This window comes from Pseudomonas sp. SIMBA_067 (genome assembly GCF_046534675.1).
Lineage (GTDB): Bacteria > Pseudomonadota > Gammaproteobacteria > Pseudomonadales > Pseudomonadaceae > Aquipseudomonas > Aquipseudomonas putida.
The window spans coordinates 339,489-354,897 of record NZ_JAWRYH010000003.1; the positions used below are offsets into that span (position 1 = coordinate 339,489).

General features: G+C 64.0%; 14 protein-coding genes. 5 read left to right on the plus strand and 9 right to left on the minus strand.

Annotation, left to right across the window (positions count from 1 at the left end):
- The 4 genes from SB765_RS09985 to SB765_RS10000 all read left to right on the plus strand — a co-directional run bounded on the left by SB765_RS09985 (position 1) and on the right by SB765_RS10000 (position 3,644).
- The gene (locus tag SB765_RS09985; protein WP_016489019.1) at positions 1-648 is read left to right on the plus strand and encodes an alginate O-acetyltransferase AlgF; all 648 of its coding nucleotides are present in this window, start codon (positions 1-3) and stop codon (positions 646-648) included.
- A 34-nt stretch (positions 649-682) separates the two neighbouring features.
- Positions 683-2,137 (plus strand): mannose-1-phosphate guanylyltransferase/mannose-6-phosphate isomerase, encoded by a 1,455-nt coding sequence (locus SB765_RS09990; RefSeq protein WP_016497999.1) that lies wholly within the window; start codon positions 683-685, stop codon positions 2,135-2,137.
- Between the two features lie 142 nt (positions 2,138-2,279).
- Positions 2,280-2,744, plus strand: coding sequence for a hypothetical protein (locus tag SB765_RS09995; protein ID WP_016497998.1), 465 nt, complete (start codon positions 2,280-2,282; stop codon positions 2,742-2,744).
- Positions 2,745-2,831: 87 nt separating this feature from the next.
- Complete coding sequence (locus tag SB765_RS10000; RefSeq protein WP_410931249.1) at positions 2,832-3,644, plus strand: SDR family oxidoreductase; 813 nt, start codon at positions 2,832-2,834, stop codon at positions 3,642-3,644.
- 122 nt (positions 3,645-3,766) lie between these two features.
- On the opposite strand, the gene SB765_RS10005 is transcribed toward SB765_RS10000, so the two are convergent.
- The 4 genes from SB765_RS10005 to SB765_RS10020 form a co-directional block, all read right to left on the minus strand.
- Entirely contained in the window at positions 3,767-5,218 is a 1,452-nt protein-coding gene (locus tag SB765_RS10005) for an efflux transporter outer membrane subunit (protein ID WP_410931250.1), read from the minus strand.
- Entirely contained in the window at positions 5,215-6,276 is a 1,062-nt protein-coding gene (locus tag SB765_RS10010; protein WP_410931251.1) for an HlyD family secretion protein, read from the minus strand. The genes SB765_RS10005 and SB765_RS10010 overlap by 4 nt, the downstream gene beginning before the upstream one ends.
- 28 nt (positions 6,277-6,304) lie before the next feature.
- The gene (locus SB765_RS10015; RefSeq protein WP_341796741.1) at positions 6,305-7,846 is read right to left on the minus strand and encodes an MFS transporter; all 1,542 of its coding nucleotides are present in this window, start codon (positions 7,844-7,846) and stop codon (positions 6,305-6,307) included.
- 116 nt (positions 7,847-7,962) lie between these two features.
- On the minus strand, positions 7,963-8,868 hold the full coding sequence (locus tag SB765_RS10020; RefSeq protein WP_016497993.1) for a LysR family transcriptional regulator: 906 nt from the start codon (positions 8,866-8,868) through the stop codon (positions 7,963-7,965).
- A 273-nt stretch (positions 8,869-9,141) separates the two neighbouring features.
- Between SB765_RS10020 and SB765_RS10025 the strand changes: the two genes are divergently transcribed.
- A complete protein-coding gene (locus tag SB765_RS10025) occupies positions 9,142-9,591 on the plus strand; it encodes a universal stress protein (RefSeq protein WP_410931252.1) in 450 nt (149 codons plus the stop codon).
- 24 nt (positions 9,592-9,615) lie between these two features.
- Here SB765_RS10025 and SB765_RS10030 read toward each other — a convergent pair whose 3' ends face one another.
- The 5 genes from SB765_RS10030 to SB765_RS10050 all read right to left on the minus strand — a co-directional run bounded on the left by SB765_RS10030 (position 9,616) and on the right by SB765_RS10050 (position 15,254).
- On the minus strand, positions 9,616-10,392 hold the full coding sequence (locus SB765_RS10030) for an RHS repeat-associated core domain-containing protein (RefSeq protein WP_341796743.1): 777 nt from the start codon (positions 10,390-10,392) through the stop codon (positions 9,616-9,618).
- A 97-nt stretch (positions 10,393-10,489) separates the two neighbouring features.
- Positions 10,490-11,350, minus strand: a complete 861-nt coding sequence (locus SB765_RS10035; RefSeq protein WP_234227734.1) for an efflux RND transporter periplasmic adaptor subunit — start codon at positions 11,348-11,350, stop codon at positions 10,490-10,492.
- A 10-nt stretch (positions 11,351-11,360) separates the two neighbouring features.
- On the minus strand, positions 11,361-11,561 hold the full coding sequence (locus SB765_RS10040) for a DUF1656 domain-containing protein (RefSeq protein ID WP_009685040.1): 201 nt from the start codon (positions 11,559-11,561) through the stop codon (positions 11,361-11,363).
- The gene (locus SB765_RS10045; RefSeq protein WP_341796744.1) at positions 11,551-13,728 is read right to left on the minus strand and encodes an FUSC family protein; all 2,178 of its coding nucleotides are present in this window, start codon (positions 13,726-13,728) and stop codon (positions 11,551-11,553) included. Before SB765_RS10045 ends, SB765_RS10040 begins: the two co-directional genes overlap by 11 nt.
- On the minus strand, positions 13,725-15,254 hold the full coding sequence (locus SB765_RS10050; RefSeq protein WP_410931253.1) for an efflux transporter outer membrane subunit: 1,530 nt from the start codon (positions 15,252-15,254) through the stop codon (positions 13,725-13,727). Before SB765_RS10050 ends, SB765_RS10045 begins: the two co-directional genes overlap by 4 nt.
- Positions 15,255-15,409: the final 155 nt, after the last annotated feature.

The following is a 15,409-nucleotide window of genomic DNA, read 5'->3' on the forward strand; positions in this document are numbered from 1 at the left end:
ATGACTACCAAGACTTCCATTGCCAAAGCCCTCACCCTCGCGGCCGGCCTTTCCCTTGCTTCGATGCAGGCCTTCGCCGGTGCCGACGCCGCCCTGTACGGCCCTAGCGCACCGAAAGGCTCGACCTTCGTGCGCCTGTACAACGCAGCTAGCGCACCGGCCGCCGCGTCGGTCGGCAACACCCAGATCAAGCAGGTTGGCGCCCAGGCCAGCAGCGACTTCAGCTTCCTGCCAGGCGGTGACTACACCGCCCAGGTCGGCGGCAAGAGCGTGCCGGTGAAGCTGGCCTCGGACAAGTACTACACCCTGGTCAACAGCGGCACCGGCAACCCGCAGCTGATCGAAGAACCACCGTTCAAGAACAAGCAGAAAGCCCTGGTGCGCGTGCAGAACCTGAGCGACCAGCAGCTGACCCTGAAAACCGCCGACGGCAAGACCGAAGTGGTCAAGCCGGTGGCCGCCAACGGCCGAGGCGAACGCGAAATCAACCCGGTCAAGGTCAACCTGGCGCTGTACCAAGGTGACAAGAAAGTGGGTGACGTGAAACCCGTCGCTCTGGAGCGCGGCGAAGCCGCCGTGCTGTACGTAACCGGTTCCGGCAACGCCTTGTCGCCGGTGTGGGTAACTCGCCCCGTGGCTAGCAACTGATCCCCCTGCCTTTAACGACTATTGGAGAAACATGATGATCCCGGTAATTCTTTCTGGTGGTAGCGGTTCGCGTCTGTGGCCTCTGTCGCGCAAGCAGTTCCCCAAACAGTTCCTGGCCCTGACCGGCGAACACACCCTGTTCCAGCAAACCATCGAGCGCCTGGCGTTCGAAGGCATGGACACGCCAATCGTGGTCTGCAACAAGGACCATAAATTCATCGTCCAGGAACAGCTGGCTGCGCTGAAGCTGGAAACCCAAGGCATCCTGATGGAGCCGTTCGGCCGTAACACCGCGCCGGCCGTGGCCATGGCCGCCATGAAACTGATCAACGAAGGCCGCGACGAGCTGATGCTGGTGCTGCCCGCCGACCACGTGATCGACGACCAGAAGGCCCTGCAGCGCGCCCTGGCCCTGGCCACCATCGCCGCCGAGCGTGGCGAAATGGTGCTGTTCGGCGTGCCGGCGACCAAGCCGGAAACCGGCTACGGCTACATCCGCTCCAGCCAGGACGCCCTGCTGCCCGAGGGCGTGGCGCGCGTGGCGCAATTTGTTGAAAAACCCGATGAGAAACGCGCCGCCGAGTTTGTCCAGGCCGGTGGCTACTTCTGGAACAGCGGCATGTTCCTGTTCCGCGCCAGCCGCTTCCTCGAAGAGCTGAAAAAGCACGACGGCGATATCTACGACACCTGCGTGCTGGCCCTGGAGCGCAGTGAGGAAGAGGGCGATGTGCTGAGCATCGACGAAGCCACCTTCGCCTGCTGCCCGGACAATTCCATCGACTACGCGGTGATGGAAAAGACCCAGCGCGCCTGCGTGGTGCCGATGTCGGCCGGCTGGAGCGACGTGGGCTGCTGGTCGTCGCTGTGGGATGTGCATGAGAAGGACGACAACGGCAACGTCACCAAGGGCGACGTGGTGGTGCAGGACAGCCGCAACTGCATGATCCACGGCAACGGCAAGCTGGTGTCGGTGATCGGCCTGGAAAACATCGTGGTGGTCGAGACCAAGGACGCCATGATGATTGCCCACAAGGACAAGGTCCAGGGCGTCAAGCAGATGGTCAAGACCCTCGACGAGCAGGGCCGTACTGAAACCCAGAACCACCTGGAAGTGTATCGCCCGTGGGGCTCGTACGACTCGGTGGACATGGGCGGCCGCTTCCAGGTCAAGCACATCACCGTCAAGCCGGGTGCCAGCCTGTCGCTGCAGATGCACCACCACCGCGCAGAGCACTGGATTGTGGTGTCTGGTACTGCCGAGGTCACCTGTGACGAGAACGTGTTCCTGCTGACCGAGAACCAGTCGACCTACATCCCGATCGCTTCGGTGCACCGCCTGCGCAACCCGGGCAAGATCCCGCTGGAGATCATCGAAGTGCAGTCCGGCAGCTACCTGGGCGAGGATGACATCGAGCGCTTCGAAGATGTGTACGGGCGCACTTCCACGCCGGTCGAGCGTGGGGTATCGGTCAAGACCATTGCCCAATAAGTGAACCTTGGGGCCGCTTTGCGGCCCTTTCGCGGGACAAGCCCGCTCCCACAAAGGCTGGGAGCGGGCTTCGCGCTTTTGAGCCCTCCCCCATTTCAGGCTACGATGGTCAGACCCCGCGCATTCAAGGTCTGCAAGCCCCATGATCATCGGTGCCTTCCTCATCCTTACCTGGCTGGTACTGCTGTTGCGCTACCCGGCCAAGGCCCTGCCGATCTCGCTGGCCGCCGTGTTTGGCCTCGGCCTGGTGGCGCTGTTCGTCGCCTGGCAAGACAACCGCGAAACCTCGCAACTGGCCCGCCTGGACCTGCGCCTTGCCTATGCCCCCGAACAATGCCCGGCCGACCGTGCGTTGCAGGTACACATGAAAAACGGCAACAAGGCTCCGCTGACCGAACTGCGCTGGCGAGTGGCGGCGTACGCACCAGGCGACACGGTGAACCTGGCCGAAAGCACCTACAACGCCCCGCGCTACCGGGGGCCGGGTGATTTGCAGCCGGGGGCCGAGTGGAAGGACTGCCTGCCGCTGCCCCCCCTGCGCGCCGGGTACCGGCCACAGACCCTGGAATTTCGTGCCGAGCACCTGCAAGGTACATTTGCCAATTGATATATCGCCTGTACCGACCCTTTCGCGGGTGAACCCGCGAAGAGGCCGGCACAGGAAAGCCAATCCTCCTTACAACAGGCCCCAACCATGCCCACCGTCCTGATCACCGGTTGTTCCAGCGGCATCGGCCGCGCCCTCGCCGACGCCTTTCGCGATGCCGGCCACCACGTCTGGGCCACTGCTCGCAAGGCAGAGGATGTTGAAGTGCTGAACGCCGCCGGCTTCACTGCCCGGCAACTGGATGTGAACGACAGCGAGGCCCTCGCCCGCCTGGCCGAAGAACTCGAAACCCTGGATATCCTGATCAACAACGCCGGCTACGGCGCCATGGGCCCGTTGCTGGACGGTGGTGTGGAGGCCATGCGCCAACAATTCGAAACCAACGTGTTCGCCGTGGTCGGCGTGACCCGCGCGCTGTTCCCGCTGCTGCGCCGCTCACGCGCAACGGTAGTGAACATCGGCAGCGTTTCCGGTGTGCTGGTCACGCCATTCGCCGGTGCCTACTGCGCCTCGAAAGCGGCCGTGCATGCGCTGAGCGATGCCTTGCGCCTTGAACTGGCGCCGTTCGGTGTGCAGGTGATGGAAGTGCAGCCGGGGGCGATAGACACGCATTTCGCCAACAATGCCCAGCGCCAGGCCGAGCAGGTACTGGCGGCGGACTCACCATGGTGGCCGTTGCGTGAACATGTCCAGGCGCGGGCGCGGGCTTCGCAGGACAGGCCGACTTCGGCGGCGGTGTTTGCCCAGGGTGTGTTGGCGGCAGTCGGCAAGTCGCCGGTACCGGGGGTGGTGCGGTTGGGGAATGGCAGTACGGCGTTGCCATTGATGGCGAGGTTGCTGCCTCGGCGGTTGCTGGATTGGGCACTGCGCAAGCGCTTTGGCCTGCTGCGCCCGCTCTGAGATCTCGGCTGCCCTGGGGCTGCTTTGCAGCCCATCGCGGCACAAGGCCGCTCCTACAGGGGACCGCGATCGCCTGTAGGAGCGGCCTTGTGCCGCGATGGGCCGCAAAGCGGCCCCTGCCTTTACGCTTTCTTCGTAGGCTGCTCATCAAACGCCTGCCAGCCACCACCCAAGGCCTTGTACAGCCCCACCAACGCCTGCGACACCGCCGCCGAGCTGTCGATCCACTGCTCCTCGCTGGCCAGCAATGCGCCCTGCACCGTCAGCACATTGAGAAAGTCCACCGCCCCTTCCACATACTGGCGCTGGGCAGTTTCCAGGGCGATGCGGTTCTGCCGCACGGCCTCGGCCAGGTGGTCACGGCGCAACTGGCTGGCGTTGTACAGGCGAAGCACATCGTCAATTTCATGCCAGGCACCCAGCACCACCTTGCGGTAGTTCAGCGCCGCTTCCTGCTGCTGCGCCTCGCGCAGTTCCAGGGTGCCCTTGAGCCGGCCGCCCTCGAAGATCGGTAGCGACAGCTGCGGCCCGAAGGCAAAACGGCGCGAATCCCAGCCACCGAAATCAGACAACTGCATGGCCTGGAAGCCGACACTGCCCGACAGCCGGATGCTCGGGTAGAAATCCGCCTTGGCCACGCCAATGCTGGCGGTGGCGGCATGCAGGCGGGCTTCGGCCTGGCGGATGTCAGGGCGGCGCTCGGCCAATTCGGACGGCACGCCGATGGCGAACTTCTGCTGCGGCGCGGGCAGCTCGCCGCCCTGCAGCAATTCGGCCTGCAAGCTGCGCGGCGGTTCGGCGGCAAGCAAGCTGAGCGCGTTGATCAGGTCATCACGACGGGCTTCAAGGCTTGGCAGTCGCGATTCGATCGAAGCAACCTGGGCGCTGGCCTGGGCCACGTCCAGGCGCGTGGCAACGCCTTCGGCCTGGCGGTTCTGGGAAAGCTGCAGGCTGTGCTGGGCAACCTTCAGGTTGTCCTGCGTCACATCCAGGGTGTGCTGCACGGCGCGCAGCTGGATGTAATTGCCGGCGGTTTCCGAAAGCAGGGCCAGCAGCACTCCCCGGCGGTCGTTCTCGGCCACTTCGACGGTGGCATCGGCAGCCTCGACCTGGCGCCGCACGCGCCCCCACAGGTCCAGCTCCCAACCGGCCACCAGGTCGCCTTGCCAAAGGTTGTACGCCGCTTTGCCCGCCTTGCCAGACGGATCGCTCAGGCCTTCGGCGCTGTTGCGGGCGCGGCTGTAGCCGGCGTTTGCATCCACCGACGGCACTTCATCGGCGGCCACGGTACTGCGCAAGGCGCGGCTTTGCAGCAACCGTGCACTGGCCATTTGCAGGTCGAGGTTGCGCTCGGCAACGCGCTGGATCAAGGCACTGAGCTGTGCGTCATGGAAGGTTTCCCACCAGCGCAGTTCCAGCGGTTCGGCCTGCGGCTGGCTGGCCGCCGCTTCGCCTTGCAGCGGCGCCCACTGCTGCGGTGCCTGGCTGTCGGGGCGCAAGAAGTCCGGGCCCATGGTGCAGCCGGCCAGCAACACGGCCAGCAGCAACGGGCTAAAGCGTAATGCCGGTTTCATCGTGCGCTCACCTCTTTGCCGTCCAGCTTGTCGCCACGGGTATCGATGGTCGCTTCTACCGACATGCCCACACGCAGGCGGGTGAGCAGTGGCTGGCCGTCATCGAAGACGATCTTCACCGGAATGCGCTGCACCACCTTGGTGAAGTTGCCAGTGGCGTTGTCCGGTTTGACGGCGGCGAAGGTGACGCCGGTGGCCGGGGCGATGCTTTCCACATGGCCTCGCAGCTTTTCGCCGGAGAAGGTGTCGACGCTGATGCTCACCGGCTGGCCAGGCTGCACGTGGGTCAGCTGGGTTTCCTGGAAGTTGCCGACCACATAGGCCTGTTGCAACGGCACCACCGACAGCAGGCGGGCACCCGGGTTGACGTAGGCGCCTATGCGCAGGGCACGCTCGCCGACCATGCCCTCCACCGGCGCAGTAATGCGTGTGTAGGACAGGTCGAGCTGGGCCTTTTCCACGCCCGCTTCGGCACGTTTCAGCTGGCCATCGGCGCTGGCCACTTGGGCCGTGAGAATGTCCACCTGCTTGCGCGCCGCCACTAACGCTGCCTGGGCATTTGCCAAGCGTGCGCGTGCCTGGTCTACACCGCTGCGCGCCTGCTGGGCGTTCTGCACGGTACCGGCGCCCTGCTCGGCCAGGCGGCTGTAGCGGTTGACCTCGTGGTCGGCGAACGCCGCTTCGGCCTGGGCGGCTTTGACAGCAGCCTCGGCCTGGGCAATCAACGATGCCTGGCGCTCAAGGGTGGCGCGGGCATCGGCGCTTTGCGCCTGGGCCACCAGCAACTGCGCCTGTGCGGCGTCCAGGGCAGCCTGGTAATCGCGGGGGTCGATGGTCGCCAGCAACTGGCCGGCCGTAACCTGCTGGTTGTCCTCCACCAGCACTTCCTTGATAAAGCCGGCCACCTTGGGCGCGACCACGGTGTAGTCGGCGATCACATAGGCGTCGTTGGTGCTCTGGCGATGGTCGCTGCCAAACATCCAGGGGCCGACGATGCCAGCCAGCACGGCCACGGCCAGCACCGAGCCGATGAACAGGGTTTTGCGGTTGTTGGTCATTTCAGGTGTTCTCGAATTCATCCAGGGTTCAGGCCACCGCACGCGGCGGATAGACCCGGGTAGGCACGAAAGGAATCAGGCAGATCAGGGCCACGGCAATGCAGGCCATGACCAGGTACAGGTCGGCGGAAGTGAGTACCAGCGCCTGATCGTGGATGCGCCTGGCCAGGCCGGTAGCGCTGTCGTCGACCAGCGGGGCATTGCCCAGGCTGTCCACCAGGTGGTTGGAATGGAAATGCCGGCGCAAGGTGCCAAGGGCATCCAGCAGGCCACCGGCGATCACTGCGGCCAGGCCCTTCACGGTGTTGAACCAGCTGGAGGCGAACGGGCCTTCCTGCGGGGTCATGCCGTTGGTGGACAGCATCAGCAACGGCAGCACCGCCATCGGCTGGCCGAACACCTGCAGCAGGTAGAACGGGTAGAAGTCGCCACGGATCCACTCGCTGGTAAGCAGGCTGCTGCCGACACAGGACACCGCCAGCATCGCCAGGCCGATGCCCAGCACCCAGCGGCAGTCCACCGCACGGATGTTGCACAGCGCCGCCGTCAGCGGCAGGGCGATCAGCTGCGGCATGGCCACCAGCATCATCAGCGGGCTGGTCTGCGCAGGGCGGTAGCCCTGGATCTGCGCCAGGTAGGCCGAGGGGATGCTGCCCACACCCGACAGTACGATCAGCACACCGGCCAGGGTCACCAGGGCAAAACTCAGGTTGCGCCGCTTTAGCATGCGCAACTGGAAGAACGGCAGCGGCTCGGACCACTCGTTGTACATGAACAGCACCAGCAACAGCAGGCCACCGCCCAGCAGCCAGCAGATCAGCGGCGAATCGAACCAGCCCCAGCGGTCGCCCAGCGACAGGCCCAGCACGATGCAACTGATGGCCGGCAGCCCGAGCAGTACGCCACGCCAGTCAAACTGCTTGAAACGCTCCAGGCGCAGCGGGTCCTGCGGCAGGCCCCAGCCGACGCAGACGATGGCCAGCAGCGAGGGCAGGATGATCTGCCAGAACGCCCATTGCCAGCCGACGTACTCGGTCCACAGCCCCGCCAGCGGCGTGCCGAGGTTGGGGCCGAAGGTGGCGGTCAGGGCATAGCAGGCCAGGCCGTAAACCTTTATACCCGGCGGCAAAAAGCGCAGGGCCACGCTCATCAGCATCGGTGGCAAGGCCCCCGAGGCAAAGCCCTGCAGCACCCGCAGCAACATCAGGCTGTGCAGGTTGGGGGCGAACGGTTGCAGCAGGCCAAGTACGGCAAACAGGGCGATGGCGCTCATGGTGAAGCGCCGCAGCGAGAAGGTGGTGGCCAGCCACGGCGCAAAGGCCATGGCCGAGACCGAGGCGGCGCTGTACACCGCCAGCAACCAGGCGCCTTCGTCGGCACCGATGCCCATGGCACCGCGGATATCGGCAAGGGAAATCTTGGTGACCGACTCGTTGAGACCTGCACACAGCACGGCCAGCAACACACCGAACAGCCCGACCACCACCTGCAGGCCAAACGCCGTCTGCGCAGGCGCGGCCGGCGCAGGGGCGGCGGCCAGCGCCGCAGAGGGCGCCGTCAGGGAAGTCATGAGAATACATCTCCAGCAACAATTTCAGGGCTGGGGCAAGTTTAAGAAGGTCGAATGCTGACGAAAACTGACTTGTCGGTAGTTTTATATTGCGTCAGACGCAATCCATGCCTGAATCACGGATCGATGCGGCCACACGCTTTCAACGTCTGGCGCAACCAACGGTGCGCGGGGTCGTTGTCGAAGCGCGGGTGCCACGCCTGCATCACATTGACCTTCTCCAACGGCACCGGGATCTCGAACGAGCGCAATGGCAACTTCAACCGCTGCACACTGTTGAGGATATTGGCGGGTATCGGCAGGATCAGGTCCGAATCCGGCAGCGAGAACATCGCCGAGTGGAAGCTGGTGGTGATCAGGGCCACGCGCCGCTCCACCTTGTGGTTGGCCAACGCCACATCGATCGGCCCGTTGGCACGGCCGCGCCGCGATACGCTGATCTGCGGGTAGGCGGCAAATCGCTCAGGGGTGATCGGGGCGTCGAAGATCGGGTGCCCCACACGCGCAAGGCCCACGAAGTAGGTGTTGAACAGGCTCTGCACCTTGATTTCCGGGCCCAGCTCAATGGCCGAGCTGATGATCAGGTCGATATGCCCGTTGCGCAGCACTGCATCATCGTCACCGCTGCCCTCCGGGACAAACCGCAACACCGTACGCGGCGCCTGGGCCAGCATCATGCGCAGCAGCTGGGCGCCGTAAAGGGCAATGAACAAATCATTGGTGCGGATGTTGAAGGCACGGTCCAGGTTGACCAGGTCGACATCGTCACGGCTGCGGAACACCTGCCCGGCCTGCTCCACCAGGCCATGCACCTGCTCGCGCAGGGCCAACGCACGCGGCGTAGGCACCAGGCCACGGCCAGCGCGCACCAGGATCGGGTCACCCAAGGCATCGCGGATACGCCCCAATGTCCGGCTCATTGCCGCCGGGCTCAGGTTCATGCGCTGCGCTGCGCCCACCACGCTGCCCTCGTCGAGCAAGGCATCGAGGGCGACGAGCAGGTTCATGTCCGGGAGTTGCATGGCCGTTTTCCGTTACAGCTGTGGGAAACGCGATGGTAGCAGGTTGGTGGATTGCATCAGACGCAATGCGCTCTTGCGTGGTGGGGCATTTATTCACTGGGCATGTTCGGCCTTAAATGAAGCATTGGCAGGTCTGGCCTTTTCGCGGGCGCGCCCGCTCCCACAGGAACCCCACAATGCCCGAATGTTGTGCGACACACCTGTGGGAGCGGGCATGCCCGCGAAAGGGCCGATCCTGCAGACACACAAGCCAGCCTCTGCCAAGGATCCCACATGCCCAGCCCCGTCCTGATCGCTATCGACGCCTCCCCCGCATCCAGCGCCCTGCTCACCCTCGCCCGCCGCTACTGCCGCCCCGGTGAACACGAACTGCACGTGCTGCTGGCCATCGATTCCACCTTCGCCGTGCATGAGCAACCTGCGCCCTACACCGCCGAGGAACTGGAAGAATACCCCGCCGCCTGCGAGGAACAGCAGCATGCCGACCACGCCGTAGCCGAGGCCGTGCGCGAGCTGCAGCAAGCCGGCTTCACCAGCCTGGGCTGCATGGTGGCCGGCCAGCCGGTTGAAGCGATTGTGGCCAAAGCGCAGGAATTGAACTGCGAACTGATCATCATGGGCCACCGCCACCTGTCGCGGTTGGGGCGGTTGCTGGACCCGTCAATCAGCGCGAAGGTGATTGACCGGGTCACAGTGCCCGTGATGGTGGGAGCCGCGGATTAGAGATCGCAGCATCTGACAGCTCTCCTATTGATCAGCCAAATAGGATTGCCGCGTGATTTTTATCCCAATACCGAGCTGCTCCATGTGCATTTTGACAGGCCATAACCTGTCGTATGGCGTCTTATAGTGACCACTGTAGTTGGTCATTATCAGGCGACGGTCCTTCATCGCAAACTCCCCCGCTGCGACGACATTGGGACTTGTGCGATGATCACGGGCCGCAATTTGGGCAAAGCTGGCGTGAGTCGAGTAAACCTCAGCATGCTGGAAGCTACCGACAATTAACTCCCCTCTGTCGGTGATCAACCACTTGTGCGTCACGGAGTTACCCTCCTTGAAGAGAGTGCTCATATCTGCCGAGTCGTTTACAACTGTCAGCCATGCCAGTTGGCGCTTGATATTCTTGTCAGTGGTCGAGACTTCATATTTGAGACGGTCCTGATTCGTATTGACCAAGCGCTGCATCTTTTGCACCTTCTTCGGCCCACCGGTGACTTGTTGCCAAAAGCGGCGCAGCCCAGAACGCCCAGAAGGGTCGACCCGATTGACAGGGTCTCCCGAACAATAGGAATAGGCGTTCAAACCACCGCGGCTGAAGGGGCTTAGCTTGTCGGCGCTCTGGAACCGCATAAGCCTGGGGTTATAAACCCGATGGCCATTTCCGAGCATGTAGGTACGGGTGATCAAATCAACGACAGCACCGTTAAACGCCGACATGGCCATCAAGTGTCCTTGGAACAGGACATGACCATAAGCGTCATAGGACCGCCAATCGGAAGCTTGAGCAGACGCGGTGTTCATTGTCGGCGCCCTCCATCGGAAGTATGGTCACTATCGCCTATCTGCATCATCTGGGTAACTGGCAAAAATACCAGGCGCGATCAGTGCCAGCCCCGGCTTACCCCTCGCTCGGCTTAACTACCACCGTACAAGTCGTCCCCGCCGCCAGCAAAAACCCTTCCGGCACTTCATCAATGTGGATCCGCACCGGCACCCGCTGCGCCAGGCGCACCCAGTTGAAGGTGGGGTTAACGTCGGCGATCAGCTCGCGACTTTGTGGGTTGTCGCGGTCGTAGATGCCGCGGGCAATGCTCTCCACATGCCCCTTGATGCGCTCGCCGCTCATCATCTGCAACTCGGCCTGGTCACCCACCTTCACGTGGGGCAGCTTGGTTTCCTCGAAGAACCCGTAGACCCAGAACGAATTTTCGTCGACCACCGCCATCACCGCCTCACCCGTGCGCGCATAGTCGCCCTTGTGGATGTTCAGGTTGGTCACGTAGCCATCCACCGTGGCGACAATATGGGTGCGCTTGAGGTTCAGCTCGGCTGCAGCCAGTTCGGCAAGGGCTTGCTGGTAATCGGCCTGGGCGGAGTTGGCGATATTGCTGGCGTCGTCGCGGTTTTCCTTGGAGATCACCAGGTTGTCCATGTCGGCACGGCGCTTGGCGTTGACCTTGCGCATTTCCCAGGTGGCCTTGCGCGAGGCGACCATGGCTTTGGCCTGGTCTACCGCCAGTTGGTAGTGCTCGGGGTCGATCTGGATCAGCAGGTCGCCCTTCTTCACCCGCTGGTTGTCCTTGACCGGCACATCCACCACGTAACCCGGTACGTCGGCGGCGACGTTGATGATGTCGGCGCGCACGCGGCCGTCGCGGGTCCATGGCGTGGTCATGTAGTGCAGCCACAGCTGGCGACCGATGGCCACGGCAGCGACCAGCACCAGCAGGGTGGCGATCAGGCTGAAGAACTTTTTCATCGAAGGTTTCTCACCAGTAGACAGTAAGCGCCATGGCGCCGAACAGGCAGACGAACAGGCTCAGGCGCAACAGCGCCGGGTGCCAGAAGAAGCGGTAGCCATCATGGCTGGCGATGAACCGGTCCAGGCCCCAGGCCAGGCCAAGGGCGAACAGGAACATCAAGGTCATGGTGGGCATGTACACGCCATGGAAGGCGATTTCACGGGGCATGGTGCAATCCTTTCGCCGGTGCCAGTGGCGACTGTGGGTCCAGCAAGGAGGAACGGATGAAGTGCAGGTAGCTTTGCGCTCGGCGCAGTACCGAGGTGTCGAAGTGCCGGGCGAACGGTTCGTCGGTGGCCTGCACGCGGGCAATGGCATGGTCCACGGCGACCAGGGCCCGTTCGTGGTTGCTCGCACTGGGCTGCAAGAACAACCGCGTCAGGGCACGACCCATGACGCGGATGGCCTGGCGCCACGGCTGTGACTCGGCGTAGGCCGGGTGCACCGGTGCGCGGGCTTGTTCCTTGCGCAGCTCGATCACGGCGTGGCCGATTTCCAGCACGGTGAACATCCAGCCCATCAGCTGGCTCTGCACTTGCGGCTTGCCGGCCGCCAGGCCATAGGCCTGGTGCAACAGGTCGCGGGTGCGGCTTTCGAACGCCGTGCCGATGCCGCGCAGGCGCCCGCTGATGGCAAACAGCACCTGCTCGCGCAGCTCTTGCTCCAGGCGGCTCCACAACCAGCGGCTGTTGGGCGGCAGGATGATCGCCCCGGCGGCGGCGCAGACAAACATGCCGATGACCATGCCGATGTAGTCGTTGATGAAGGTGTACGGGTCATACACAGTGAGGTTGTTCGGCACCGAGCCAATCGCAAAGAACACCAGCAGGCCGATGCCGTAACCGGCGTAGGCCGGGCGTGACGAGAGAAATGCGCCCAGCACGAACACCGGCGCCAGCACCATGCACAGCAGCGGGAAGCCGTCGATCCAGGGGAACACGAAGAAGGTTTCGAAAAAGCCGATGAAAGCGCCGATGGCGGTGCCGCAGGCCATCTGGAACGACATGCGCTTAGGGTTCGGCGAGGCCGCCGAAAGGCCCACGGTGACGGTGGCGATCAGGGTCATCATGGCGCCACTGGGCCAGTCACTGAGCAGCCAGTAGCTGCCCAGCAGCAACAGCACCGCCGAGGCGCGGATACCTGCAGCCAACGACACTAGCCAGCTGGTCTGCGCCACGTAGGGCTCGTCCCACTGCTCGCGTTCGTGCTTGTGCGCAGCCAGCGAGGCGTGGGTTTCGGCGTAGCTGTACATCTCGTCGACGAAGCGGTACAGCAGTTCGAATGCGGTGTGGAAGTCGAGCAGGTCGGATTCGCTGGGGTCGGTTGCCAGGTACTCGGCACGCAGGCCGCGCACCTGAGCTTGCAGGCCTTCCTTGTAGGCCGCCAGCTCCAGGGTCAGGCGCAGTGCATCGGCGTCGGTCAACGCCCGGCCCACGTAAGGCTGCAGCAGCTCCACCAGGGTGTTCAGGCCCGGCTCGATGGCACTGACGATCTGCAGCGGGCCACGGGCACGCAGGCGTTCGAGCAGGCGATGCAGGGCATTGAAGCGCGTGGTAATGGCCATGAACTCGCTGTTCATCCGTACCAGCCGACCACTGCGGCGACGCATGTGCGGGTCTTCGAAGGCGGTGACGTTGCGCAGGCTCTCAAGGCCCACGGCCTCGGCAACGAAGCGCACGTTGCTGCTCTCGAAACGGTCCTTCTGGCTATCGCCACGCAGGGCCTCGACCACCACCCCGGCGAACACGCCAAAGCGCTGGTACAAAGCGTTGCGCATGGCGGCACTGGCCGACTGCGGCAGGATTGCGGCACTGACGAAGGTCGACACCAGAATCCCCAGGGCAATTTCCAGCACCCGCCATACCGCGGCCATGAAGGCCTGGTCGGGGTGCTGCAGCACCGGCAGGCCGATCATCGCAGCGGTATAACCGGCGAGCACGAAGCCATATGCGCGGAAAGTGCGGTAGCGCATGGCGCCGGCCGAACACAGCCCCACCCACAAGGCCAGGCTGGGCAGGAACAGCTCGGTGTTCTGCGGGAAGATGGCGATCAGCGCCACCATCATCGCCGAGCCGGCCAGGGTGCCGAGCACCCGGTAGAAGCTCTTGGCGAACACATGCCCGCTTTGCGGCTGCATGACGATGAACACGGTGATCATGGCTGTGCGCGGTTGCGGCAGCTCCAGGCGCATGGCCAGCCACAGGGTGATGAACGCGGCGACCAGCACCTTGAAGATGTACACCCAGGTCACGCCGTCGGTGCGTGCCCAGGCAAAGAAGCCCCGGCGCCACTCCAGGCTTTGCAGCCAGCGCACGGGCAAACTGGAAGTGCTCATTCGGCGTTATCCGGCTTCTTGTCGAAAATGGCCAAAGTGGCCGGGGTTTTCGGCGCGGCCTGGCGTTCCTCTTTCGGCGCATCCTGACCGGCCTGCAGGCCACCACCCAGGGCGGTGACCAGCTCGGCATGGGCGATCAGGCGGGCGGCCTGCACCTGCTGCTGCACTTGTTGCTGGCGGAACAGCAAGGTCTGCGCGTTGAGCACGTTCAGGTAGTCGGTAAGGCCGCGCTGGAAGGCGACCATGGCGATGTCATAGGTTTTCTGCGCGGCGGCAACCGACTCGGCAGCGAAGTGCGACTGTTCTTTCATCGACTCGCGGCGGATCAACTGGTCGGAGATGTTCTTCAGTGCCCCCACCACGGTCTGGTTGTAACGGGCCACAGCCACGTCATACCCCGCCGAGGCCACACCCAGCTCCGAGCGCAGGCGGCCACCGTCGAAGATCGGCAAGCTGATGGCCGGCCCGACGTTGTAGTTGAACTTGCGCCAGGTCAAGAATTCCAGCGGGCCACCGCCGGTGGCCATGAAGCCGAGGCTGCCAACCAGGTCGACGTTGGGGAAAAAGCCGGCGTGGGCGACGTCGATACCTCGCGCCTGGGCGGCCACCTGCCAGCGGCTGGCGACCACGTCGGGACGCTGGCCGACCAGTTCGGCAGGCAGGTTCGATGGCAGTTTCAACGGCGCGGCCAAGGCCAGGGCCGGGCGCTGCAATTGCGCGCCCTCCCCCGGGCCCTTGCCGGCCAGTGCGGCCAGTTGGTTGCGGGTCAGGGCAATTTCTTCGTTCAGGCTGTCGAGCTGGCGGTGGGTTTCCGGCAGCGGCGCTTCGGCCTGGCTGACTTCGAAATGAGTACCGATGCCGGCATCCAGGCGGCGTTTGGCCAGGGCCAGGATCTGCTCCTGCTGCTCCAGTTCGGCCTTGACGATATCGCGCTGGGCAAAATGCAGGCTCAGCCGGATATAGGCGCGCACCACGTTGTTCTGCAGCTCCAGCTGCGCCTGGCGGGCTTCGGCCACGCTCATATGTGCCTGGTCGACGGCCTGCTCGCTGGCATTGCGTTCGCGGCCCCAGAGGTCGAGGGCGTAACTGAAGCCGATGGCGGCGTTGTTGTCCCAGGTGTTGGCGCCCGACAGCGCGCCCGGGCCGTAGAACTGGTCCTCAGGCCAGTTGTGGCGCTTGAGGGTGGCCTGGCCGTTGGCCTGGAGCTTTTCGGCCGACTCGACCACGCCGGCCATGGCCTTGGCCTCACGTACCCGCGCTGCGGCCATGGCCAGGCTCGGGCTGCCGGCCACGGCCAGGTTGAGCCAGCGATCCAGCTGCGGGTCGCCATAGGCGTGCCACCACTGCTGGTCGGGCCAATGGGCGTCGGTCGCGGCTTCGCGTATGGCCGCGTCGGTGGTCAAGGTATGGGCTTGCAGCGTCTTGCTTTGCGGGGCGATGCCCCAGGTTCCGATACAGCCACTCAAGGTGAGGGCAAGGGCACAGGCACTGAACGCATTGAGCGTTCTGATGATGCGACGCGGCACAGCTGCGATTTCCCGAGGAAGAGGTGAAGGGGGCTGGGCAATTCTAGGGGGCGGCAGCACTGGCGATAAGCGCAGATTCCTGCGAATCTTTGTTACCAAAACAGCGATAATCCGCCTTTGGTCGAAGGCAACTTTTCAGCTTTTCTGCGTTACTT